Annotated in this window: 20 protein-coding genes and 3 pseudogenes; 8 read left to right on the plus strand and 15 right to left on the minus strand. The window is 66.1% G+C overall.

Annotated elements, in window-relative coordinates; genetic code table 11:
• Nucleotide 1: 1 nt before the first annotated feature.
• The 7 genes from biuH to BFE01S_RS30545 all read right to left on the minus strand — a co-directional run bounded on the left by biuH (nt 2) and on the right by BFE01S_RS30545 (nt 8,022).
• Nucleotides 2-694: a biuret amidohydrolase gene (biuH, locus tag BFE01S_RS30515; protein ID WP_028228770.1), complete on the minus strand. Its 693-nt coding sequence runs from the start codon at nt 692-694 to the stop codon at nt 2-4.
• 76 nt (nt 695-770) lie between these two features.
• Nucleotides 771-1,697, minus strand: a complete 927-nt coding sequence (locus BFE01S_RS30520; protein WP_028228771.1) for an ABC transporter permease — start codon at nt 1,695-1,697, stop codon at nt 771-773.
• Nucleotides 1,690-2,844, minus strand: coding sequence for an ABC transporter permease (locus BFE01S_RS30525; protein WP_028228772.1), 1,155 nt, complete (start codon nt 2,842-2,844; stop codon nt 1,690-1,692). Before BFE01S_RS30525 ends, BFE01S_RS30520 begins: the two co-directional genes overlap by 8 nt.
• 46 nt (nt 2,845-2,890) lie before the next feature.
• Nucleotides 2,891-3,988, minus strand: coding sequence for a BMP family ABC transporter substrate-binding protein (locus BFE01S_RS30530; protein WP_028228773.1), 1,098 nt, complete (start codon nt 3,986-3,988; stop codon nt 2,891-2,893).
• A 36-nt stretch (nt 3,989-4,024) separates the two neighbouring features.
• Nucleotides 4,025-5,869, minus strand: coding sequence for an allophanate hydrolase (gene atzF / locus BFE01S_RS30535; RefSeq protein WP_028228774.1), 1,845 nt, complete (start codon nt 5,867-5,869; stop codon nt 4,025-4,027).
• 268 nt (nt 5,870-6,137) lie between these two features.
• Nucleotides 6,138-7,532 (minus strand): MFS transporter, encoded by a 1,395-nt coding sequence (locus BFE01S_RS40785; protein WP_052421029.1) that lies wholly within the window; start codon nt 7,530-7,532, stop codon nt 6,138-6,140.
• A 235-nt stretch (nt 7,533-7,767) separates the two neighbouring features.
• Entirely contained in the window at nt 7,768-8,022 is a 255-nt protein-coding gene (locus tag BFE01S_RS30545) for a serine hydrolase domain-containing protein (RefSeq protein WP_028228775.1), read from the minus strand.
• Nucleotides 8,023-8,274: 252 nt separating this feature from the next.
• Here BFE01S_RS30545 and BFE01S_RS30550 point away from each other — a divergent pair, with 252 nt between their 5' ends.
• Nucleotides 8,275-8,685, plus strand: a complete 411-nt coding sequence (locus BFE01S_RS30550) for a carboxymuconolactone decarboxylase family protein (RefSeq protein ID WP_028228776.1) — start codon at nt 8,275-8,277, stop codon at nt 8,683-8,685.
• On the opposite strand, the gene BFE01S_RS30555 is transcribed toward BFE01S_RS30550, so the two are convergent.
• From BFE01S_RS30555 to BFE01S_RS46075, 3 genes are read right to left on the minus strand one after another with little or no spacing between them, the layout of a single operon-like run.
• On the minus strand, nt 8,676-9,596 hold the full coding sequence (locus tag BFE01S_RS30555) for a LysR family transcriptional regulator (RefSeq protein WP_028228777.1): 921 nt from the start codon (nt 9,594-9,596) through the stop codon (nt 8,676-8,678). The genes BFE01S_RS30550 and BFE01S_RS30555 overlap by 10 nt on opposite strands.
• Nucleotides 9,597-9,653: 57 nt before the next feature.
• The gene (locus tag BFE01S_RS46070) at nt 9,654-9,827 is read right to left on the minus strand and encodes a hypothetical protein (protein WP_245621236.1); all 174 of its coding nucleotides are present in this window, start codon (nt 9,825-9,827) and stop codon (nt 9,654-9,656) included.
• Complete coding sequence (locus tag BFE01S_RS46075; RefSeq protein ID WP_245621237.1) at nt 9,824-10,138, minus strand: winged helix-turn-helix transcriptional regulator; 315 nt, start codon at nt 10,136-10,138, stop codon at nt 9,824-9,826. The genes BFE01S_RS46070 and BFE01S_RS46075 overlap by 4 nt, the downstream gene beginning before the upstream one ends.
• 180 nt (nt 10,139-10,318) lie before the next feature.
• On the opposite strand from BFE01S_RS46075, the pseudogene BFE01S_RS46080 reads away from it, so the two are divergent.
• Nucleotides 10,319-10,429: pseudogene (locus tag BFE01S_RS46080) on the plus strand (SDR family NAD(P)-dependent oxidoreductase); the annotation flags it as partial.
• 175 nt (nt 10,430-10,604) lie between these two features.
• Here the strand turns inward: BFE01S_RS46080 and BFE01S_RS30565 are convergent.
• The gene (locus BFE01S_RS30565; RefSeq protein ID WP_028228778.1) at nt 10,605-11,504 is read right to left on the minus strand and encodes a DMT family transporter; all 900 of its coding nucleotides are present in this window, start codon (nt 11,502-11,504) and stop codon (nt 10,605-10,607) included.
• Nucleotides 11,505-11,683: 179 nt separating this feature from the next.
• On the opposite strand from BFE01S_RS30565, the gene BFE01S_RS40795 reads away from it, so the two are divergent.
• Nucleotides 11,684-12,610 (plus strand): AraC family transcriptional regulator, encoded by a 927-nt coding sequence (locus tag BFE01S_RS40795; RefSeq protein WP_042339090.1) that lies wholly within the window; start codon nt 11,684-11,686, stop codon nt 12,608-12,610.
• Between the two features lie 6 nt (nt 12,611-12,616).
• On the opposite strand, the pseudogene BFE01S_RS30575 reads toward BFE01S_RS40795, so the two are convergent.
• From BFE01S_RS30575 to BFE01S_RS30590, 4 genes and pseudogenes are all read right to left on the minus strand, one after another.
• Nucleotides 12,617-12,802: pseudogene (locus BFE01S_RS30575) on the minus strand (OmpA family protein); the annotation flags it as partial.
• On the minus strand, nt 12,793-13,569 hold the full coding sequence (locus BFE01S_RS40800) for an ABC transporter ATP-binding protein (RefSeq protein ID WP_042339093.1): 777 nt from the start codon (nt 13,567-13,569) through the stop codon (nt 12,793-12,795). The gene BFE01S_RS40800 and the pseudogene BFE01S_RS30575, both read right to left, overlap by 10 nt.
• Nucleotides 13,566-14,426, minus strand: a complete 861-nt coding sequence (locus BFE01S_RS30585) for an ABC transporter permease (RefSeq protein ID WP_028228780.1) — start codon at nt 14,424-14,426, stop codon at nt 13,566-13,568. Before BFE01S_RS30585 ends, BFE01S_RS40800 begins: the two co-directional genes overlap by 4 nt.
• Nucleotides 14,426-15,442 (minus strand): aliphatic sulfonate ABC transporter substrate-binding protein, encoded by a 1,017-nt coding sequence (locus BFE01S_RS30590; protein ID WP_028228781.1) that lies wholly within the window; start codon nt 15,440-15,442, stop codon nt 14,426-14,428. Before BFE01S_RS30590 ends, BFE01S_RS30585 begins: the two co-directional genes overlap by 1 nt.
• 268 nt (nt 15,443-15,710) lie before the next feature.
• Between BFE01S_RS30590 and BFE01S_RS30595 the strand changes: the two genes are divergently transcribed.
• The 5 genes and pseudogenes from BFE01S_RS30595 (at nt 15,711) to BFE01S_RS30615 (ending at nt 21,867) form a co-directional block, all read left to right on the plus strand.
• On the plus strand, nt 15,711-16,487 hold the full coding sequence (locus tag BFE01S_RS30595) for an SDR family NAD(P)-dependent oxidoreductase (protein WP_407668255.1): 777 nt from the start codon (nt 15,711-15,713) through the stop codon (nt 16,485-16,487).
• A 10-nt stretch (nt 16,488-16,497) separates the two neighbouring features.
• Nucleotides 16,498-16,914 (plus strand): annotated as a pseudogene (locus BFE01S_RS46435) (CmcJ/NvfI family oxidoreductase); the annotation flags it as partial.
• 708 nt (nt 16,915-17,622) lie between these two features.
• Nucleotides 17,623-19,941 carry a sigma-54-dependent Fis family transcriptional regulator gene (locus BFE01S_RS30605; RefSeq protein ID WP_028228784.1) on the plus strand — a complete coding sequence of 773 codons (2,319 nt, stop codon included), beginning with the start codon at nt 17,623-17,625 and terminating at the stop codon, nt 19,939-19,941.
• Nucleotides 19,931-21,145, plus strand: a complete 1,215-nt coding sequence (locus tag BFE01S_RS30610; protein WP_028228785.1) for a DUF917 domain-containing protein — start codon at nt 19,931-19,933, stop codon at nt 21,143-21,145. The genes BFE01S_RS30605 and BFE01S_RS30610 overlap by 11 nt, the downstream gene beginning before the upstream one ends.
• A complete protein-coding gene (locus BFE01S_RS30615) occupies nt 21,142-21,867 on the plus strand; it encodes an aspartate/glutamate racemase family protein (RefSeq protein WP_028228786.1) in 726 nt (241 codons plus the stop codon). Before BFE01S_RS30610 ends, BFE01S_RS30615 begins: the two co-directional genes overlap by 4 nt.
• Nucleotides 21,868-22,514: the final 647 nt, after the last annotated feature.

The following is a 22,514-nucleotide window of genomic DNA, read 5'->3' on the forward strand; positions in this document are numbered from 1 at the left end:
ATCACTGCCCCAGCGCGGCAATCATGGCCGCCGAACCGGATACCGTGCCGAACACGCCGCCCTGCATCAGGATCATGTTGAGCGCGGCGTCGTGGTTGCCGGGATCGGTCGCGCCGCAGCAGTCGGCCAGCACGGTGCATTCGAAGCCGCGGTCGTTGGCCTCGCGCATCGTCGTGTGAACGCACACATCGGTGGTGATGCCCGTGAGCACGAGATTGACGATGCCGCGCGTGCGCAGGATCAGTTCGAGGTCGGTGGCGCAAAACGAGCCCTTGCCGGGCTTGTCGATGACGATTTCGCCGGGCAGCGGCGCCAGTTCGTCGATGATCTCCCAGCCCGGCTCGCCGCGCACGAGAATGCGCCCGCAGGGCCCGGCGTCGCCGATGCCGATGCCGTCGGTGCCTGCGCGGCGGCTGCGCCAGCGCTTGTTGGCCGGCAGATCGGAAAGATCGGGGCGATGCCCTTCGCGCGTGTGGATGATCGTGAAGCCCAGCTCGCGCATGAGGCCCAGCACCTTTTTGATCGGCTCGATCGGCGCACGCGTGAGCGAGAGGTCGTAGCCCATCTTGTCGACATAGCCGCCGTAGCCGCAGAAGTCGGTCTGCATGTCGATGATGACGAGCGCCGTGTTGTCGGGGCGCAGGTTGCCGTCGTAAGGCCAGGGATAAGGACGGGCTTCGATATGGCGGGTCATGGACATTCTCCGGGACGCATGGTGCGAGATCGGTCGTTTGGGTCGTGGTGGTCGCTGCCGTTCGAGCGGCGGGCGCTCAGCGCGTGAGGCTCAATTCGCCCGGCGCACCCGCGAGCGTGCGATCCGGGCGGCAGTTCGCGATCATGAGCGCCAGCGTCAGCACGTAAGGCGCGGCATTGAAAAGGTAGTAGCCCGTCGTCACGCCGATGGCCTGCAACGCAGGGCCGAGCGCGCCGGCCGCGCCGAACAGCAGCGCTGCCCAGAGACATCGCAGCGGCTGCCAGCGCGCGAAGATCACGAGCGCAACGGCCATGAGGCCCTGCCCGCTCGAGAGACCTTCGTTCCAGCTGCCCGGGTACACGAGCGAGAGGTACGCGCCGCCCACGCCCGCAAAGAGGCCGCCCACCGCCGTCGCCATCACGCGCACGCGCGTGACGGGATAACCCATCGCGCGGGCGCTTTCGGCGTTCTCGCCAACGAGGCGCAGCGTCATGCCCCAGCGCATCGAACGCAGGCCCCATTGCAGCGCGACCGCGAGCACCACGCCGATCACGAACAGCAGATTGATATGCAGCGCGTTGTGCAACTGCGGCGAAGCGGACCAGGCGCCGAGATCGATCGACGGCAGCATCGGCGCCTGCGGTTCGATGAACGGCTTGCCGAGATAGAACGCGAGCCCGGTGCCGAACAGCATCAGCGCAATGCCGAACGCGATATCGGACACGCGCGGCAGCGAGCAGACGAGCCCGTGCAGGCAGCCGAGCACGAGGCCGGCGAGCGCCGCGCCCAGCACGCCGATCCACGGCGAGCCCGAGAGGTACGACACGGCATAGCCGGACATCGCCCCGGAAACGAGAATGCCTTCGAGGCCGAGATTGACGCGGCCGCCCTTCTCCGTGAGGCATTCGCCGAGGCTCACGAACAGATAAGGTGTACTAACACGAATGGCGCCCGCGAAGAGCGAGAGCAGCAGCACGGCTGCGGGGGAGTGAAGATCAGGCATGGTGGGTACGCTCCGGCGAAACAGGAGGAACGGCAGCGCGGGCGAGCGCGGCGGCCTGCAGCTTGACGCGCCACGCGGCAATGCGCGGACCGAGCGCTTCCCACGCGAGCAGATTGGCGAAGAGCAGGCCCTGCAGCACGAGCGTGGCGGCATCGGGCAGATCGAGGCGGCGCTGCAGCAGGCTGCCGCTCGATTCGATGCCGCCGATCAGCATCGCGCAGACGATCACCGCGAACGGATTCTGGCGCGCCGCGAACGCCACGAGAATGCCCGCATAGCCATAACCCGAGAGCAGCGAGGCATTGGCGCTGCCCTGCACGGCGGCCACTTCGAACATGCCGGCCAGTCCCGCCGACGCCCCGCCCATTGCGCAGGCCGCAAGTGCGAGCCCGCTCACGGGCAGGCCGACAAGGCGCGCCGCGCGCACGTTGCCGCCCGTCACGCGCATCGCGAAACCGGGCGTGCTGTGGCGCACGAGCCCCCAGGCCGCGAGACAGGCCAGCACGCCCCAGAAGAGCCCCCAGTGCACGTCGAGTCCGGGCAGCGAGCCGATCGTCATGGCATCGGGAATCGGCGGCGTCGAGGGCTTGTTCAGACTCGCGGGATCGCGCAGCGGCCCTTCCACGAGAAACTTGAAGATGGCGATGGCGATATACGACATCAGCAGGCTGCTGATGGTCTCGTTCACGCCGCGCCACTGTCGCAGCGCGCCCACCGCGCCGATCCACAGGCCGCCCGCGAGCATGGCCGCAAGCGCCATCAACGGCGTGGCGACGAACCAGGGGGTGGTCTGCGGCAGGCATTGCGGCAGCATTGCAGCGGCGAGGCCGCCCAGCGCGAGCGCGCCCTCGCCGCCTATCACGATCAGCCCGACCTGCGCCGGCAGCGCCACGCACAGCGCCGTGAGCATGAGCGGCGCGGCGCGCAGCAGCGTGTTCTGCCACGCGAACGACGAGCCGAACGCACCTTCGGCGATGAGGCCGAGCGCATCGGCAGCGGGCTGTCCCTGCACGAGCAGGAACGCGCCGAAGAGCAGCAGCGTGCACGCGAGCGCGCAGAGCGTCGGCAAGGCCGGCAGCACGGCCAGCGCCACGCGCGCCAGGCCCGCGGACGGACTGCGAGCAAAGGGAACCGAAGCAGAAGACATCGCAACTCCTCGCGGGGACGCGCACCGGCGCGCCGCCGCACACCGCTCAAATCTGGCCGACGACGCCGGCCACGAGATAATTCATGCTTTCGAGCGCGATGTCGGTCTGCACGTGACTCGTGCCGGCCGGGATCACGTCGGCGCCCTTGTTGTCCTTCATCGGCCCCTTGAAGATCACGTACTGGGCCGCCATCATCTGCGCCTTCACGGCGTCGGCATTCGCGCGCGCCTCGGCCGTCACCTTCGGGCCGTACGGCGACATCTTCACGAAGCCTTCCTTGAGGCCGCCGCGCAGAATATTGGGCTGGGGCTTGCCGGTCTGCGCATCGGCCACGAGCGCCTTGTACGGCGTGGCCCAGTCCCATTCGGCACCGGTGAGATACCCCTTGGGCGCGAGCGCCGCCTGGCTTGCGTGATAGCCGCAACTCATCGCGCCGCGCTTCTCGGCCGTCTCGATCACGACCTTCGGGCCATCCACGTGGCACGTGAGCACGTCGCAGCCCTGATCGACGAGACTGTTCGTGGCTTCCGCCTCCTTCACCGGCATCGACCAGTCGCCCGTGAAGATCACGTGCGTGGTGATGGACGGATCGACGCTCTGCGCACCCAGCGTGAACGAGTTGATGTTGCGCAGCACCTGCGGAATGGACTTGGCCGCAACGAAGCCGATCTTCTTCGACTTGCTCGCATGACCGGCCACCACGCCGCTCAGATACTGGCATTCGTCGATATAACCGAAGTAGCTCGCTATGTTGGCCGGATCGCCGCTTTTCCAGAGGCCGCCGCAATGGGCGAAGCGCACCTTCGGGTACTTCGCGGCCATCTTGAGCACGTGCGGATCGAAGTAGCCGAACGAGGTCGCGAAAACGAGCGTCGCGCCGTCCTGCTCGATCATGGCCTCCATGGTCTTTTGCACGGCCACGGTCTCGGGCACGTTCTCTTCCTCCACTACCTTCACGTTCGGCAGCTTCTTGATGACCGCGGCGGCCTGCGCCTGGGCCTGGTTATAGCCGTAGTCGCCGCGCGAGCCGACATAGATGACGCCGACCGTGAGCGGCTCGGCACCGAAAGCGAGATCGAACGGCAGCGCACTGCCTAGCGCGAGCGCGCCGGCGCTCTTCAGAAAATCACGGCGTGTGGACATGATGGGGCTCCTCGTGGAATCGCCAGCGGAATACAGTCAGGATGAAATTTCGGGTTGCGCCTCGGCCGCGACTGCCAGCCACGCGCGCCAGCCGCCATACGACGTGATGTCCCGCGCGCCGCTGCCGGCTTCGACCGCCGCCGGCTCGCAGATGAAACCCTTGACGGTGCGCCCATCGACGGTCTGCACGCTGCCGATGCCAAGCGGTGCCGGCACGCCCGCGACGAACGCGCCGAACGTCCGCAGCGGTACTTCCCAGAGTTCGACTTCGATTGGCAGTCCTGTCTGGTTGGGCGTGTGAACCAGCCCCGGCTTGGCCGGCGCGGTGCCGGCAAGGGCATATAGGCGGTAGTGGCCGGAGGTCGTGGTCGTTTCGACAAAGCGCGCGCCGGCTTCGAGCAACTGCCAGCACAGCGGCTGGCCGCGCAGATGCGCACCGGCCACGGCGAGCACGACGGTCGGCTCCTCGAACGGCAGCGGTCGTGCCGCGATAGCGGCGGCGGCGCCGGCTGCCGCATCGGCCATGAAGAGCGCCTGGATCTGGGCGCCGAGCACGGCAAGCTGCTGATCGGCGCCTGCGGGCGCAATCAGGGTGACGCCGGCCGGCAAGCCGTCTGCGCGGCGCACGCCCGGCACGGCCAGCGCGCACAGGTCCAGCAGATTCACGAAATTCGTGTAGAGGCCTAACTGACTGTTCGCGCCGACCGGGTCCGCCCGCACCGCGTCGAAGGTCGGATGCGTGGGCGCGGTGGGCACGATCAGGACATCGAACGATTCGAAATACTGCTCGACTTCGCGGCGCAGCGCGGCAAGCGCGTACTGGCCGTTGAAGGCATCGACGGCACTGTAGCGATCCGCCTGCGCGATCACCCGGGCGACCACCGGGTCGATATCGGCACGATGGGTCTCGAAGAAGCTGCCGAGCGCGGCACGCCGCTCGGCCACCCACGGGCCCTCGTAGAGCAGCGCCGCCGTGCGCTGCAACGGCTCGAACGGCATGCGTGCGGGAACGAGGCCAAGACGCGAAGCGATCGTGTCGAGCGTGGCGGCGAAAGCCTGTTCGGCTTGCGCGTCGCCGAAGAAGCCGAGCGGATCCGGTACGGCCACGCGCAGCGGCGCATGCGCGAGGCCGCGCGAGGGCACGTGGCGTGCGTAGCCATCCAGCGCGTCGAAGCCGGCCATCTGCTGCAGGACTTCCCATGCGTCGCCCACGTCGTGCGCGAAGATCGACACGCAATCGAGGCTGCGGCACGCCGGAACTACCCCACGCTTGCTGACGAGCCCCGGCGTGGGCTTGAGGCCGACGAGTTCGTTGAACCCCGCGGGCACCCGCCCCGAGCCGGCCGTATCGGTGCCCAGCGAAAAGGCGACGAATCCCGCGGCAACGGCCACCGCCGAGCCGGAACTCGAACCGCCGGAAATATGCAAGTCGGACTCGAACTGGCGCACGCCCCCATGCGGCGAACGCGTGCCGACAAGGCCCGTGGCGAACTGGTCGAGATTCGTCTTGCCGACCAGCATCGCGCCCGCCTCCAGCAACCGTGTCACCACCCAGGCGGATTGTTCCGGCGTGTACGCGAACGCATCGCAGGCCGCGGTGGTGGGCAGCCCGGCGACATCGATGTTGTCTTTCACTGCAAACGGCACGCCGAAAAGCGGCAACCGTTCGAAGACCGCCGCGCCATCGCGTGCGAACGCCTCTTCGAGCGAGGCAACGCGGCTCGATAGCGCCGCGTCGCTCACGCGCGCAATCCAGACCTCGGGGCGGCCCGCGGCTTCGATGCGGGCGGTCACGGCCTGTGCGACCTCGCGAGGCGTGGTCGCGCCGCTAGCATAAGCATCGAGCAGCGCGCGAACCTTGAACGGGAGTGTGCTCAACATGAGTTCCATCTTGAATACAAGTTGGAACTCATCTAGCAGCAACTGTGCCAGAGCCCGTTTATTGCTCCAGAAAGCCCGCTGGGCAGGGCTTGCGCGGCAAGATCGGCGCGCGCAGAAGGCGCCGCCCGTGATCCAGAGTGGGTCACGGATCGTTCAGGCTGGTGCAAAGGCCCGCGGCGAATGGTGCACGGCGCAAACCCCAGGGCGCCTATTCTTCGAAGGTGTGCATTCCGTCAAAGAACTGCGGCGCGATCGACTTCGAAGCTTGCTAGTCTTCACCCATGCAGATCGCACCGGCTCGCTCGCCATCGAGCAGATGATCGCCATGCTGGATATCGGCATCCGCCTTGCGCGGCGCTTCGCGTTGCGCCGGGAGCACGGAGCCGGACGGCGTGCTCGGCACCCCCACCTGCAACGGGCGCTCGGGATGCACGAACAGCCATAGCAGCGCTCCGCACGCTGCTGCCGTTCCGATCACGACCATGCCGCTTTCCCAGCTATGGGTGAGTTTTACGGCGAACGCCACCGTCATCGGGCCGGCGACGTTCGAGAGTGCGCCCCACACATTGGTCCAGCCCGACATGACGCCGGTGTACGCCCGCCCGAGATCCTGGGTGGTGGACCACACAACCACCTGCACGAACCCCACGGCCCCGAACGACACGCACAGCAACGCCATGACAGTCCCGATCGTCTGTGCCCGCGAAGCCGCGATCAGCGCCACCGCACTCGCGATAAACCCCGCAATGGCAACCGGCGTGCGTGCCCAGTAGATCGAACCTGTGATCCTGAGCAACCGGTCGCACAGTGCCCCGGCCACGAATACCGCTACGAACACGGCGCCCCACGGCAAGGACGCATACACGCCCACCGCCTTGAGCGAAAGACCGCGCGCGCGCATGAGGTAGGTAGGCAGCCAGGTCGTGTAGAAACTCTGGATCAGCACAAGCAGAAAGTACTGGACGCCGAACACCCAGAAGCGCGGCAGCTTCAGGCACTTCAGGAACTCCCCCTTCACCTGCGGGCTTTCCGGCAATTGCCCCGCGGCGATGTGCCCGGCCTCGGCCTTCGTGATGAGCGGATGGGCCTGCGGCGTGTCGCGATAGCCCAGCCACCAGATCGCGCCCAGCAGCAGACCCAGCGCGCCAAAACCATAAAAGGCGGCATGCCAGCCGAACCGCAGCATGATCCAGGCCGTGAGCGGCGCGGAAACGATCGGGCCGAGGTAAAGGCCCGCAAGCAAAATGGCATTGCCCTTCGCGCGCTCGCTGTGAGGAAACCAGCGCTTGAGCGCGACGATACCGCTCGACCAGTCCGCCGATTGCGCCCCGCCCAGCAGAAGACGGCAGCCGAAGAGCCACGCAAACGACTTCCCGAACGGCATGACGATCATCATGAGCGACCACAGCGCGCTCGTGCCGAACAGCACCTTGCGCGAGCCGAAACGTTCTGCCGCGCGTCCCGCCGGCACCTGCCCGATCGAGTAGGTCCAGAAGTACACGGTCAGGATCATCGACATCTGCACGAGCGAAAGGCCCAGCTCGTTCTGGATCGTCGGAGCGGCCACGGCCATGGCGGCGCGATCGAGCGCCATCACGAACGTCATCGGCGCGACCAGGAAGGCGACGATTTTCCAGCGGAGATGGTTCATGGTGTTCAACATCGGGGATTCCGTGACTCGTGCGGGAAGCGCGCCTGAGAGCCGCAATTGCCGCAATTGCCGCATCGATGCCGATGATCGCATCCCCGGCGAAAATGCGCTGGCGACTTCCGCGCCGGTGCGTGCTTGTGTGTGCTTGTGCGTTTCGGCGAGATGCATCCAGATGGGCACATGCGATCCCGTTACGCTTTACTTTTTAAAGCATGGTGCCCAAGCTGTCAACCCATACCTATGGCGGCTACTTTGGCGGTGCGGACGTATGCGCCGAATCGTCCACTTCAATCGACACGGTTCCCATAACCGGGCCCCGGAGTTCGGGCACGTACGTTTGAACCGTATCGTCGATCGACCGGATTTTCCTTTCGGCAACGGCAATGCCCACGAGCATGGACACAAACGTCTTGGCCATCGAATCGGACATCAGGCGGTCCCGATCGGTGCGGCCATACTGGTAATGCTCGAACAGGATGGCCTTGCCCTGCGCGATCAGCAAGCCCGTTGTGGGATTGTGGGCCAGGTAGCCGGCGATCGTGCGCGCCTCGCCGTCGTAGCGATAGATGACGCTGAGTTCCGAAGGTGCGCAAGCGCGCCTCGCGGGCGTTACGCCGCATTACCGTTGCCTTACCAATCGATTCCCCACTCCGGGTGCGAAATGAACGCACCGGAATGGGCTTTTTCGCGGTGCGGTCCCGCTTCACACTGAGCTTGTTCGCCGACCTCCCGGCGATTCATCACGAGGACCACCATGACACGCGCCCTTCTTCCCAGAGACGATACCTACGCACGAGGCTTTGCCCTCTTCGAGCAATTGCACGGCAAGCACAGCGGCAAGCAACTGGTCGAGTCGCGCGAAGACCTGTGCCCCGACTTCGTGACGATGACCATGCAGTGGGCACTCGCCGGCGTAATGGATCGCCCGGGACTCGACATGGCGACGCGCGAACTGGTCGTGATTGCCTGTTGCGTGACACAGGGTTATCTGCTGCCTCAACTGCGGGCGCATATCGAAGCGGCACTCGTTGCCGGCGCCGCCCGCGAGCAGATCATCGAGGCGATCCTGCAAACCCTGTTCTATGCAGGCGGCGGCGCAGTCAACAACGCGCTGGGCGTGGTTGCGGAGGTCTTTGCCGAACTCCCCGAAACCGCTCAAACCTGATCGACCAGCCGGCTGCCCGGGTCCGCAACGGCAAAGCAGTCGAGCGCGAACTCGACAAAGGTCCGCAGCTTGGCAGGCGCAGCCTTGTCCCTTGCGTAGAGCAGGTACAGGTCGCGCCCGTGCGAACGGTAGTCAGCCAGCAGAAGACGCAGCCGCCCGGCTTCGAGGTCGGTCTTGACGAGGCTGAGCGGTTGCCGGATGATGCCGCCGCCCGCCAGCGCGGCCTCCCGTAGCGCGGGGCCGCTGTCGATGCGCAGGCGGCAGGTCACGGGAACTTCGATCGGGCCGTCCGGCCCGTCGAATCGCCACGCATGACCCGGTCCCCAGCGCGTATGCCCCAGGCAGTCGTGGCCCTGCAAATCGCGGGGCGCGGCAGGCGTTCCGCGCCGGGCCAGATACTCGGGCGATGCACATACGACCATGCGGTAATACGAAGGCAGCGGCCGCGCAATCCATGACGAATCGGCAAGCGGCCCGATACGAAAGGCAAGATCGACGCCATCGCCCACCGGATCGACGCTCGCATCGGTCAGCACCAGTTCGATATCGATGCCGGGGTATTGCGCGAGGAATCGGGAAACCGCGGGCGCCAGTTGAGTGACGCCGAACGAAATGGGCGCCGCGATACGCAGTTGTCCAACCGGATTGCCGCGCCATGCCGACGCCTCGTCGTCAGCGGCCTTGACTCGTTCGAGAATGTCGCGGCATCGCTCCAGATAGACCGCGCCCGCTTCGGTCAGTTGATGGCGCCGTGTCGTGCGATGCAGCAGCTTCACTCCAAGGCGCGCTTCGAGCGCGTTCAGATGCTTGCCGACCATGCTCGACGACAGCCCCAGCCGCTCGGCGGCCGTGCTCAGATTGCCGGTGGTCACGATCTCGACGAACACCGACATGCTCTCAAGACTATCCATTTCGCAACGGTAGGGGTTGTGACGAGGTAAGGCCGCGCAGATCCTGCCCTGAGCGGGTCATTGCGAATCGCCGCGCCGCGCGCGCGTTTGCTCCAGCCGCCAGTGCACGAGATCGTCCGCATCCGGTCGCGCCTTAACTCGCAGGTCCGACGATGCAACCGGCTCGCCGCTCTCGGCATCGACGAGAGCAAGCCGCACCGCATGACCCGTTCGCGTATCCGCGAACTTCAACGGCGGTCCCTGCCGTTGCGCGAGATTCCAGACGTCCCCACCTGCGCGAGCGCCATCAGGACGACGCCAATGTCCTTGCCGCGCGGTGTCAGGTGGTGTTCGTACCGATCGGGGCGAGACTGGTAGAGCCGCCGCTCGATCAGCCCGTTGTCTTCCAGCGTTTTCAGCCGGCTGGACAGTGTGGCGTGAGTCGCGCCGGTGGACCGGCGAAAGTCGTCGTAGCGACCGAGACCGAGCGCGAGATCGCGCACGATCAGCGTGCCCCATCGATCGCCCAGCGCGTCGAGCACGCTGGCGACCGAACAGGTCATGCCATCAAAACGCCTGGATCATTGCACCCGGCCTGGGTTGAACCGGACGCGTCGCCAATCGCTCTGCGCCGCGCTGCCATCGTAACGCATCTGGAGACGCTTGACGGCGCCTCCCCCTCACTTACTCCAGGAATCAAAGTTACAAGCCTGCAGCCATTGATCCCTTGTGAAGGTTCACGCCTGAAGCCAGCTCAAAGTGTGGCTATCGTTACCGGTGTTACCGCTGCGTCGTCGGGCATCGGCGCCGTGTATGCCGACCGTCCTGCCGCCCGCGGGCACGACCTGATCCTCGCCATCGCACTCGCCTACGAAATCGACTGCCGCTTGATGGACGCAGCAGCCATCAGTCCACGCGGGTGGGACCACACGTGCTACATCGTGGCGCGCGCGATGCTCGACGACGACATCACGACGGCAAGCTACACGCCCGAAGCCCTGCGCGACCCGAAGCCGCGCGCCATCTCCCTCACACCGCCCGCGCACGCCTCACGAACAAACGCCGCGTCAAATCGAACGCTACGAGATTGCCCGCCAGCACCAGCAGGAGACCCACAACGGTCAGCCACGTCCATCGATACCCCTCGAACACAGTCGAAGCCGCCAGTGCGACGATCGGAAACAGGACCGTGCAATAAGCGGCCCGCTCGGGTCCGATCCGCCCCACCAGCATCAGATACGCGGTAAAGCCGATCACCGAACCCGCGACTGCGAGATACACGAGCGCGCCCAGATAGCGCGCATCCATCTCGATGCGAAACGGCAGGCCCGCCAGCGCGCTGCCGGCCAGCAGCACGGCCGTGCCGATCAGCATGGCCCAGCCGTTCGTGAGGAGCGGATGCAGGCCCATCGACTGCATGCGGCTGGAAAGCAGGTTGCCGGCCGAAAAGCACAGCGTGCCGAGAAATGCGACGGCCAGCCCCAGCCACACCGTCTCGTTGCCGATATTCCCGGCCATCTGCTGCAGGAACAGGCACACGATACCGATCAGGCCCAGCACGGCGCCCCCCACGGCGGCAGGCTGGAGCGGGCGGCCCATGAAGAGGCGTCCATTGATCGAGTTGAGCAGCGGCGCCGTAGAGAACACCACGGCCACGAGACCGCTCGGCACGATGTTTTCGGCGTAGTAGAAGCACAGGAAGTTGAGGCAGAAGAGCGCGAGCCCCTGTGCCACCAGATAGCGCCATGCCGCGCGCGGCGGCCAGACGGGCCGGCGCATCACGAGCAGCAGCCCGAACATCAGGATGGCCGCGAGCCCGAAGCGCCAGGCGATCGAAACGGGCGCCGCGACCACGCCGAGTTGCCACTTGATGGCGATCCACGTGGTCCCCCAGATCAGAACAGTAAGCACGTAAAGGAAAAGATTCATGGCTGGAACGTGGCCTGGACTCGATACGCCTACTATGGCGTGCCGCGGCCACCCGCATTTGTCCAGGATTGCGCATTTCTTGCCGTGGGACGCGCCGGCTCGAACGCGGGTGCGGGCCTCGGCGTATACTCCGCTCTCCTGCTCTGCTCAGGCTCTCTCCCGCTGCCAGCCATCGCCCCATGAAAGCCCAGCCTTCCCTCGCCATGCCCGACATCGCCGATGCGCCCTTCGGGCTGCATTCGGTGGGCCGCACGCTGAGCGAGGCCAATGCGACGCTGGAGCGGTTTGCCTGGCTGGGCGACCAGCTCGCCGTGGCGGTCTGGACTCGCGAGACGCGCGAGGCCGAAACCATCTACGACCGGCCGGGCCATCACACGCTGTCGTGCTACCTCGACGGCGGCTACCGCACGGAGCGGCAGAAACTTCCGGGGGTGTACGGCGCGCCGAGCCGCCTGTGTGCGCTGCCGGGCGATCACGAATCGCGCTGGTGGGTACGCGGCCACATGCACTTCATGCACCTGTATTTCCTGCCCGGGCATTTCACGCAGCGCGCCATTCGCGAACTCGACCAGGAGCCCCGCGAACTCACGCTGGCCGACCGCACCTATTTCGAAGACGAACGGATTGCCGCGCTTTGCCAGACGATTGCCTACGAGGATTGGGCCGATCCGGCCGCCCTCCTGCGCAGCAATGAAACGGCCCATGAAGTCCTGAGCCTGCTGCTGAAGAGCCAGGGCATCCGCCGTCCGGGCGCGCAGGTGAAAGGCGGACTTTCAGTGGCCACGCGCCGGCGCATGCGCGACTATGTCGACGCCCATCTCGGCGAAACCATGACACTCGGCGAACTGGCGGAGATCGCCTGCCTCTCCGAATACCACTTCGCCCGCATGTTCCGCGCCTCGTTCGGGCAATCGCCGCAAGCGTGGATTGCAGCCCAGCGTCTCGAACGCGCCCGCGCCCTGCTGCGCGCGGGCGACCTGCCGCTCGCGAAGGTCGCCGCGGAGTGCGGCTACGCGAATGCGAGCCACTTCAGCCATCGCTTTCGCGACGCGCTCGGCGTTGCACCGAACGCTTACCGGCAGGCGCTACAGCCTCAACACGGCTAACGCGCCTTACTGCCCCACGCGGAACTCGATGCAGCGGTTCCGCGCCCGCCCATCGTTCGTATCGTTCGACGCGACAGGCTGGTCCGGTCCCAGGCCCGTGGTGGTCATCTGCTGCGGCGCGATTCCCTTCGAAACCAGGTAGTCCTTCATCGCGTCCGCACGCGCCTGGCTCAGCGCGACGTTCACGGCGCGGCTGCCGTGGCGGTGCGGTCCTCCTCATCGCGCGCGGCCAGGCGATCCAGCAGGACCCGGCGCAACGGCGCATCTTCTGCGGCGTGACGCTCGCGCGGGCGCGGCGTCGTCACATGCAGTTCGTGAACGATACCGCCGCCGGTTCCTTCCGCGCCGGGCTGCATCACCAGCACGCGGTCGGACAGCAGCAGCGCCTCGTCGATATCGTGGGTAACGAGCAGCGCGGCCATGCCGTGCGCCCGCGTCACCGCCAGCAGCAGATCCTGCAGGCGCGCGCGCGTAATCGCATCGACGGCGCTGAACGGTTCGTCCAGCAACAGCATGCACGGCCGCGAGAACAAGCCGCGCGCAATGGCAACGCGCTGCGCCATGCCGCCCGAAAGCGCCTTCGGCCACGCACCCGTAATGCCTGGCAGTCCTACCTCATCGAGCAGCACCGCAGCTTGCTGTGCGCCCGCGCCGCGTGCGTGCTGCGGAAAGCTGATGTTGTTCGCAACGTCGAGCCAGGGCAAGAGGCGCGGTTCCTGAAAGATCACGCCCAGCTCCGGCGACGGACCGTCGAGCCGCACGCCACGCAACGCAACCTCGCCCTCGAAGTCGCGGTCCAGGCCCGCCACGATGCGCAGCAGCGTGCTTTTTCCGCAGCCGCTCGGCCCGAGCAGGCTCACGATCTCGCCCGCGTGAATCGCGAGCCGCGTATTCGCGAGCACTGTGCGGCCGTCGTATCGCTTCGCACGCACCCGCACGTCGAGCAGCGGTTCGCTCATGCCGGCCTCCCGCCTGTGCCCGTATCGCGCCAGACCAGCACGCGCGCTTCGACTGCCTTCATCAAACCGTCGGTCAGCTTGCCCATCAAAGCCAGCAGGATGATGGCGCCGAACACGATATCGGGGCGCCCCGTCTCCCGGCCATCGCTCAGCAGATAGCCGAGGCCGCGCGTCGCGGCAATCAGTTCGGCGGCCACCACGAACATCCAGGCGAGGCTCAGGCCCGTGCGCAAACCGGTGAAGAGTTGCGGCAACGCAGCCGGCAAGAGGATGCGCGCGAGCATGCGCACCGGGCCGAGACGATAGACGGCGCCCAGTTCGATGAGCTTGCGATCGACGTTGCGAATGCCGGCCACGACCGCGAGATGCACCGGGAAAAAGGCACCGATTGCGACGAGCGCGATCTTGGGCGCCTCGTCGATACCCATCCACAGCAGCAGCACCGGCACCCAGGCGAGCGAGGGAATCGCGCGCAGGGCCTGAAATGAAGGGTCCAGCAGCGCGTCGAGCCTGCGGCTCAGACCCATTGCGCCGCCCACCACGAGCGCGAGCGCCGCGCCTATGCCGAAGCCGGCGAGCACGCGCACGGTGCTCGCCGCGACGTGGCGCAGCAATCGCTCTGCGCCCATCTGCGCCAGCGTCTGCGCAATGGTCGATGGCGCCGGCACCAGATTGTCCGGCAGCACATGCAGACGAACGAGCCCTTCGACCACGCCGAGAAACACCGCAGGCAACGCGAGTCCGGCCCAATGCCAGCGGCGCAGCGAGCGGCCGGCCACAGGTGCGTCATGCGCCCGAGGCGTAGCCTCGCGCCTGCGTAGTGCCAGGGACTCGTCGGCCGCCATCGCACGCTCCATCATTGCGCCCCTGTGGCCGCGATCACGGCCCGGGCGGGCTGCGCGTCGATCAGCGCGTCGATCACCTGATCGAGATTCGTGCCCGGCTTCACGAGTTCTTCCTGCGTGAGGATCGGCGCGGCGGCCTTGAGCGCCGCGATCTGGCGCGGCCCCGGCTGCGGCTGGCTGAAGTCGTTGCGGCTCAGTTGCAACTTCGCAACCGCGAGCGAGACCTTCGATTCGTCGGCAATGATCTGCGCGGTCTCGTCGGGGTGGGCGGCAATCCACAGTCGCGCCTTCTCATAGACCTTCAGCACGCGGGCCAGCGCGGCAGGATACTGCGCGATGAAGTCCTCGCGTGCGTTGAGAAAGCCCCAGGTGTTGAAGTCCACGTTCCGGTACAAGAGGCGTGCGCCGTTGTCGATCTGCGCGGCGGCCATATGCGGATCCAGCCCCGCCCACGCATCGACCTGGCCGTTGATCAGCGCGGTGCGGCCGTCCGGATGCTGAAGGTTGACGATCTCCACGTCGTCTGCGGAGAGACCCGCCGTGTGCAGCGCGCGCAGCGTGAAGAGATACGGATCGGTGCCCTTGGTGGCGGCGATCTTCTTGCCCTTGAGTTGCGCGAGCGACTGGATAGGCGAATCCTTGCGCACGACGAGCGCGGTCCATTCGGGGCGCGAAAAGATATAGACGGTGCGGATGGGATTGCCGTTCGCCTTGCCGAGCACGGCGGCGAGGCCCGCGGTGGAGCCGATCTGGATCGCGCCGCTGTTGAGGTATTCGAGTGCCCGGTTGCTGCCGAGGCTCAACACCCACGTGACCTTCGTGTGATCCGGCGCGAACGCCTGCTCGAGCCAGCCATTGCGGCGAATCACGAGACTTTCCGGCGAATAGTACGCGTAGTCGAGCTTCAGTTCGGCGGGCACCGCGTCCGCGGCTTGCGCGATGCGCGGCGCGACAGTCGTCAGCGTAGCAACGAAGGCGATGGCAAGAACGCTCGCGCAGGCGGCGAGAGTCCGTCTGAGGTGTTTCATGGTGTTTCCCCGGTCGGTCGTTGTCCCGCATCGGCAACGCATGCCCGTGGCGGTGAAACTCGCCATGCTACCGGCGGGCCTTCTGGCGGCGAACTGACGATTCGAGCAAAGCAAATCACGCCGCGCGCATAAGAAAACCTCACGCCGCGATGAATAGCCGTGCCGCCCGTGGGGACATCGGATGGGCTTCTGCAGACAGGCGTAGGCACGGATAACCTTATGGCGATTGCTTCGTTTTCTCCTGGACTCTCACGGTATAGGGTTGACTATCATGACCAGCACTTCCTCCCCCCATTCGGCGGCGCTAGCGTGGATTGCAGGCGTGGGCGCCAGCGCGGGTCTCGGCGCGGCACTGGCCCGGCGCTACGCACACGGCGGCTTCACAGTAATGCTCACCGGGCGCACCGCGGAGCGCGTTGAAGCCGTCGCCGCGCAAATCCGCGAGCAAGGCGGCCGCGCGCACGCGCTGGCCGGCGATATTTCCAGCGAACAGGACGTTGCCCGCATCGCCGGCGAACTTCGTCAGTTCGGACAACTACGCAGTGCGGTCTTCAACGCGGGTAATGCCGTGCGTGCGCCAACGCTCGAACTCACTGCAGAGCAGATCGAGTCGGCATGGCGCACGAACGTGCTGGGCGGCTTCGCCTTCGCGCGCGGCGCGGTGCCGCTGCTGCTCGAAGCACCGGATGCGCCGGAAGCACCGGCGGGCGCCGGCAGCCTGATCTTCACCGGGGCGACGGCATCGTTGCGCGGGCGTCCGCCATTCGCCGCATTCGCCGCCGCAAAGGCAGGCTTGCGCTCGCTGAGCCAGACGCTCGCACGCGAGTTCGGCCCGCGCGGCGTGCATGTCGCGCACGTGGTGATCGATGGCGGCATCGACGGCGAACGGCTGCGCACGGCCGCGCCGCAGCGCGCGGAACAGGCGGGCGCAGACGGCCTGCTGCAACCCGAGGCAATCGCCGAAAGCTACTGGCAACTGCATCATCAACACCGCAGCGCATGGACTCAGGAACTGGATCTGCGGCCGTATCGCGAAGCGTTCTAGGAGAAAATCGATGGCCACCGTACTCGATGAAGCGCCGCGCACCCAGGCGGGTGCCGTAGTCGTCGCCGAGCTCAACTATCTCGCGCGCGGCGAAAGCCGCCCTGTTTCCTATACGTTCGAGCCGCCCGCCGGCACGCCGTGGACCACGGGCGAACTCGAGCCCACGCGCGTCACGATACGCGATGCCCGTCCGCTCGCGGCGTCCGGGGCGTGATCGCTGGATGCAAGCGGCTTTCAGCTCGTCTCGCATCGCAGCGCCGTCGCCCCCGAAGACTTCGGTGACGAGAGCGTGATCCGGCTCGCCTACTACCCCGAGGCCGAAGCGCTGCTGCGGGAGGCAACGGGCGCCGCCAAGGTGGTGATCTTCGATCACACGCTACGTGATAGCGAATCGAAGATCCCACCACGCTGCCGGATGCGCCGCCCCGGCGCAGTATCGAACTGCGTGCATTGCTGTTCTGGAATCCTTAATAAGACATAACGTCAGCCAGATCGTTGCTCGTTCCGTCAAACCGCCTGCCCGGCGGTCTCGCCAGAGGCCGCCGGATTCGCCAGACACGACCTCGCTCCCCCGCCCCTCGGCCAACGGCCCCTCTTCCCTCTGCGCCGCCAGCCCGCCTCTTCGTGACAAATTCGCGTCACGACCCGAAATAACCGTTAATCATCCGCTTAATTGACAAAAAAAAGCCGTCCCAAAGGGACGGCTTAAAGATTCTAGCAATTCCGAGGGCCGTGCTAGAACCTGAGAGAACCGCATTATAGACATAACGAAATCTCGTGCATTCGAAATGTATGCGTAACGAGTCAAGATTTTCATTGGCAAGCTTTTTTCTTTCATGCGGAAAGCTTTTCTGCCGTAAACCCGGATAGAAAAGCGGCTGCCGCGTGCCGATCAAGCCTTGATCGGGCCTGCTTCGCAGCCTGGCTGGCGCCTGGCACGGCGGCTAATTTTGAAAGATCATGTCGGCAACATACCTGGGCTATGCTTGGGGCGGCCCCGCCCCCGCACCGGCAACCGGAATGCATCGAAAGGATCGAAAGGCACAGGATCGTTGTGCCGTCTCTCATCGCGCATTTCCGGGGTAATGCTAATTGATAAAAGATCACACGCTGGTTATCTGGAGCCCACCCTGCAATGAGTTCTTCCCCCGTCGTTCCGTTTATCCGAGACAAGGCGGATCCCGGCGCATTCATTGGTACGGCGCCCGCGTTTCGCCAGTTGGTCCGGATGATCGATCGCGTTGCGCCCACCGATCACGCCCTGCTCGTCTTTGGGCCTACCGGATCGGGCAAGGAACTCGTCGCGCGCCGCGTGCACATGCGCAGCCTGCGCCAGGACCAGCCGTTCGTCGACGTGAACTGCGGCGCCATTCCGGAACATCTCGTGGAAGCCGAGTTGTTCGGCCACGTCAAAGGCGCCTTCACGGGCGCAGCCGAAACGCGCCCGGGCCTCTTTCAGCAGGTCGGCAAAGGCACGCTGTTGCTCGACGAAATCGGCGAGCTGCCGCTCGCGTTGCAGCCGAAACTGCTGCGCGTGCTCGAAACGCGCACCTTCCGTCCGGTCGGCTCCACAACCAACGTTCGCTTCGAAGGCCGCGTGGTCGCCGCAACGCACCGCGATCTGCGTCAACTCGCGCGCAACGGCGAGTTCCGGGAGGACCTCTTCTACCGGCTCGCGGTGTTCGTGCTGGCCGTTCCCGGGCTCGAACAGCGGGTGGAAGACATCCCCGCGCTCGTCACGCACTTCGCTTCGCTCCAGACCCGCCGCCTCGAATTCTCCCCGGCCGCCATCCGGCGGCTGAGCCAGCATAGCTGGCCCGGCCATATCCGCCAGTTGCGCAACCTGGTCAGCCAGTTGAGCGTGCTCTCCGAAAGCACGCTTATCGACCTCGACGCGCTCGAACCGTTTCTCGTCAACGAAACGACCGGATCGGTCTCGCGCGCGAGCCTCGCCGACATGCTGCTGCAACTCGAAGGCCGCGACAAACTCGCCGCCGCCGAAGACCTCCTGATCGACCGCGCGCTCGAACGCACGAGCGGCAACAAGAGCGCGGCGGCCACCCTGCTGGGCGTGGGCCGCAAAACCATCGAGCGACGCCTGAAGTCGCGCGAAGAGCACCACCGCGAGGCGCAGAAGTGCCTGGAGCACGCGACTGCGCTGGTCGAGGCCTCGACCTTCTCCGAAGCCATCCCGCTGCTGCGCCGCTGCCTCGACGTGCTGCAGACGAGCCATGAACAGGAAGCCGCGCGGCGCCTGCAGTTCGATGCTTACCGGCTGCTCGGCATGAGCCTGCGCAGCGTGCACGGCTGGCTGCATGCGGAAGCCACCGCCTGCTACGCGGCCGCGCTCGCCATTGGCGAAGGCATTTGCGAGCCGACCGAAATCGCCGCGATCCAGTTCGGCATCTGGACCACCCAGCTCACCACGCTGCAGCTCAAACAGGCGCGCGCGACCGCGCAGGACATGCTGCAGCGGGCGCAGAACAGCGCCGACCGCGTGTCGCTCGACGAAGCCCACTTCGCCATGACCAACACGCTCTTCTGGCTCGGCGACAGCGAAGAAGCGCTCGCCTGCCTCGCGCGCGGCAATCTGCTGGGCGTGGCGCGCAACGACGTGCGCACGGGCTCGCAGGGCATCGACCTGGCCAGCCTCGCGTTGACCTTCGAAGGACTCGCCGCGTACCAGATCGGCGCCTTCGTACAGGCCCGGCGCGCGATGGAAATGCTGATTCTGCGTGCGTCGGAGCCGGGCACGCATGCGCTCGCTCACGCAGTCAACCTGCAGGGCGCCGCCTGGCTCGCCTGCCTGTTCGACGACCGCGAGCGCCTCGGGCCGCTCGCGAGCGAACTCGAAACCGTATCGATCTCCCATGGCTTCGCGTTCTATCGCGGCGTCGGCCAGATATTGCGCGGCTGCCATCTGACTTCGATTGGCCAGTTCGAAGAAGCCGAATTTGTCATGCTCGATGGTTACGATAACCATCTGATTTCCAACGGCGGCGCGCTGTTCTATTCGTTCAAGACATGGCAGCACGGCGAACTGTTGCTGCGCGCCGGCCAGGCGGGGAAGTGCGCGAAGATTCTCGCCACTGCCGTCGACGAAACGCTCGCCCGCCAGGAGCGCACCTACCTGGGCGAGCTGCTCGTCACCCAGGCCCGCGCGCAATGGGCGCTCGGCGACCTAACGGCCGCCGAGCAGGGTCTGCGCACGGCGCTCTCCACGGCGCTCGCCTTCGGTTCGGTGCCCGCGCGCGTGGATGCCGCGCGCTACCTCGCCGGCCTGCTCCACCACACCGGCCGCCACGCCGAAGCGATCGACACGCTCGAACGCGGCTTGCGCGAGCTGCCACCAGGTTCCACCACCCGCATTGCCGATGCGGGCGCATTGCTGGATGAACTTCGGCACGACGTTTCCATGGACCCACACAAGAAAGGAACTGCAGATGGCCTATGAATTAACCAGGGATGACCTGGAACCCCTGCTGCTCGGGGCAGCATTTTTTGGCAGCGGGGGCGGCGGCACGATCGAATCCGCCCGGCATCTCGCAGAAAAATTCGTCGCTGGCGACTACTACCCGACCGACAAGGTCAAGGTCGTTTCGGTGGACGAAGCAACCGATGGCGAAGCCGTCATGGTCGCCTACCTCGGCGCACCCGAAGCGATCAACAAGGCCACCCATCCGGATGGCCCCGTGATCGCCGTGCAGAACGTGCAGGCGCGTCTTGCTTCGCAGTCCAGAAGACTGGCCTATGTGATGCCGCCCGAAAGCGGCGCGCTGGGCTTCACGGTGGCCGCGCTCGTAGCCGCGAAGCTCGGCCTCGCCGTGATCGACGCCGATGGCGCAGGCCGCGCCGTGCCCTCCCTGCCCATGCTCACCTTCGCGGCCGAGGAAATCGACCCGCGCCCCGCCTTCATCGTGAGCCAGGGCGGCCTGTGCGTCGAACTCGACGTCACGCCGCGCCAGGGCAACCACGGCGGCAAGACGCACCAGCGCGACGTCTCGGCGATCGTCGAGCAGATGCTGCGGCCCGTGGTGGCCGACCCCGAGTTCGGCCAGTTCGGCGGCCTCGCCATGTGGGTGATGACGCCGGCCAACCTCGGCCGCGCCACGCCCATTCGCGGCACGCTCAAGCGCGCGCTCGATCTTGGCCGCGCCTTGCAGGCCGGGGACATCCGCAGCGTCCCGCAGATAATCGGCTATCTCGCCGAGCATTGCGGCATCGCCGCGCGCGCTATTTCCGAACCGGGCACGCTGGTTTCGGCGAAGGTCGATACGAGCGGCGGCTTCGACGTGGGCAAGGTGGCCATCGACGCCGGCGACCACACCTACACGGTGATCTACCAGAACGAGTCGCTGCTCGCGTGGGACAGCCGGCGCGCCCAGCCCATCGTGCTGGCGCCGGACAGCATTGCCTACTTCGTGGGCGGCGAAGGTCAGTCGATCTTCAGCAACGGCGACCTCGTGCAGGACAACGGCAAGCTCAATCCCGCCATCGGCAAACGCCCCGTGACGCTGATCGCCTGGCGTGCCGAACCGGAACTGCAAAGCGGCCTGATCCTCGACAGTTTCATGGAACTGCTCAATTCGCTCGGCTATCTGGGGCCCTACGTGCCGCTCGAAGCGAAGCAGTCCGGCCGCGAAGGAGGTGCCGCATGAGCGCTCCGCTTCGCATCTGCGTGCTCGTGCCGGTGAACACGTCGCAGTACAACGACCGCATCATGAAGGCCCTCGCGCCGGTGGTGCCGGCGGACGTGCAGGTCGAGATCCGCAATATCACCTCGGGCCACCCCGACATTGAGAACCGGACCAACTGGCTGCAGAACGGCATGCCCGTGGTCGAACTGGCGCAGGCTATCGAGAAGGACGGCTTCGACGGCATCTGGCTGACCGACTTCGACATGTGCGGCGTGGAAGCGGCGCGGGAGGTGATCGACATCCCCATCATCGGCGGCTTCCCGGCGGCGGCGTTCGGCGCGCTGATGCTGAGCCAGCGCTTCTCGATCATCACGATCCTGCAGAGCACGGTCGCCATGCAGCGCGCGCATCCGCAGACCTATGGCATTGTCGATACGTTCGCGTCGATCCGCGCGATCGACTGCCCGGTGGCGCAGCTCGACAACGTGGACGTGGTGGTGGCGCGCACCTTCGAGGCCGCCGTGAAAGCCATCAAGGACGACGCCGCGCAGTCCATCCTGCTCGGCTGCACGGGCTTCGTGGATGTCGCGAGCCGGGTTTCGACGCTGCTGAGCGAAGCGCTGGGCAGCTACGTGCCGGTCATCGACCCCAACCAGGCCGGCTTCAGCTTCCTCGTCTCGCTCGTGCGCATGAAGGTGCGCCCGAGCCGCCTTACCTATAGCAAGGTCAGCCTCCAGTCCTGACCTCGCAGCGGCCTTTGCCCTGCTCCCGCCGGCGCTTTTTCGAGCACCGGCGGGGCCTGCCCGTCTTTCGTCTCCCCTCCCGCTCGCCCCTCCTGCCTTCGCTAACGGTCGACTCTGCGGCCTAGCCCGAATTTTGCATTCCCCTTGTTTCGATATATCGCGGCGAATACATCACGCCCGCCCGCCCAGCCGCCACCCGATTGAGCGCCGCAACATGGACGGATCGGGCACTCTGCCGATGCGCCATGCGGCAATTGGACGAAATCGTCCAAATTAAGGGATAAGCAAGGTCGAAATCGTCCCATGATGCTTCTCCGGGCGGCGCCTGGTCCCGGCTGTCACGGCTTGCGGGGAGTTGGCACGCCGATTGCTACATAGTCATGGAATTCGGGGACGAGGAAGACCAACCCACATGGACCGGCAAGTTCGCGACGTTAGTCATCGAGCGCCCGCATCGAGCAGCAGCATCGGCGGGTCAGCAAGGTGCCAGCGTGGCGCTCCTGAGCCGGTCGCCGGGTCCGTCGAGCCTCGGCGGGATTATGCAGTCAGCAAGAGAGTTTGAAACCGGGATATTCGATTCGTCATCCTTACTATTAAATTACACGAATACCGGTTTCGTGAATTCAAAGAGGGCCGTGTGCAGGTAG

The organism is Paraburkholderia ferrariae NBRC 106233, from assembly GCF_000685035.1.
GTDB classification, from domain to species: Bacteria; Pseudomonadota; Gammaproteobacteria; order Burkholderiales; family Burkholderiaceae; genus Paraburkholderia; species Paraburkholderia ferrariae.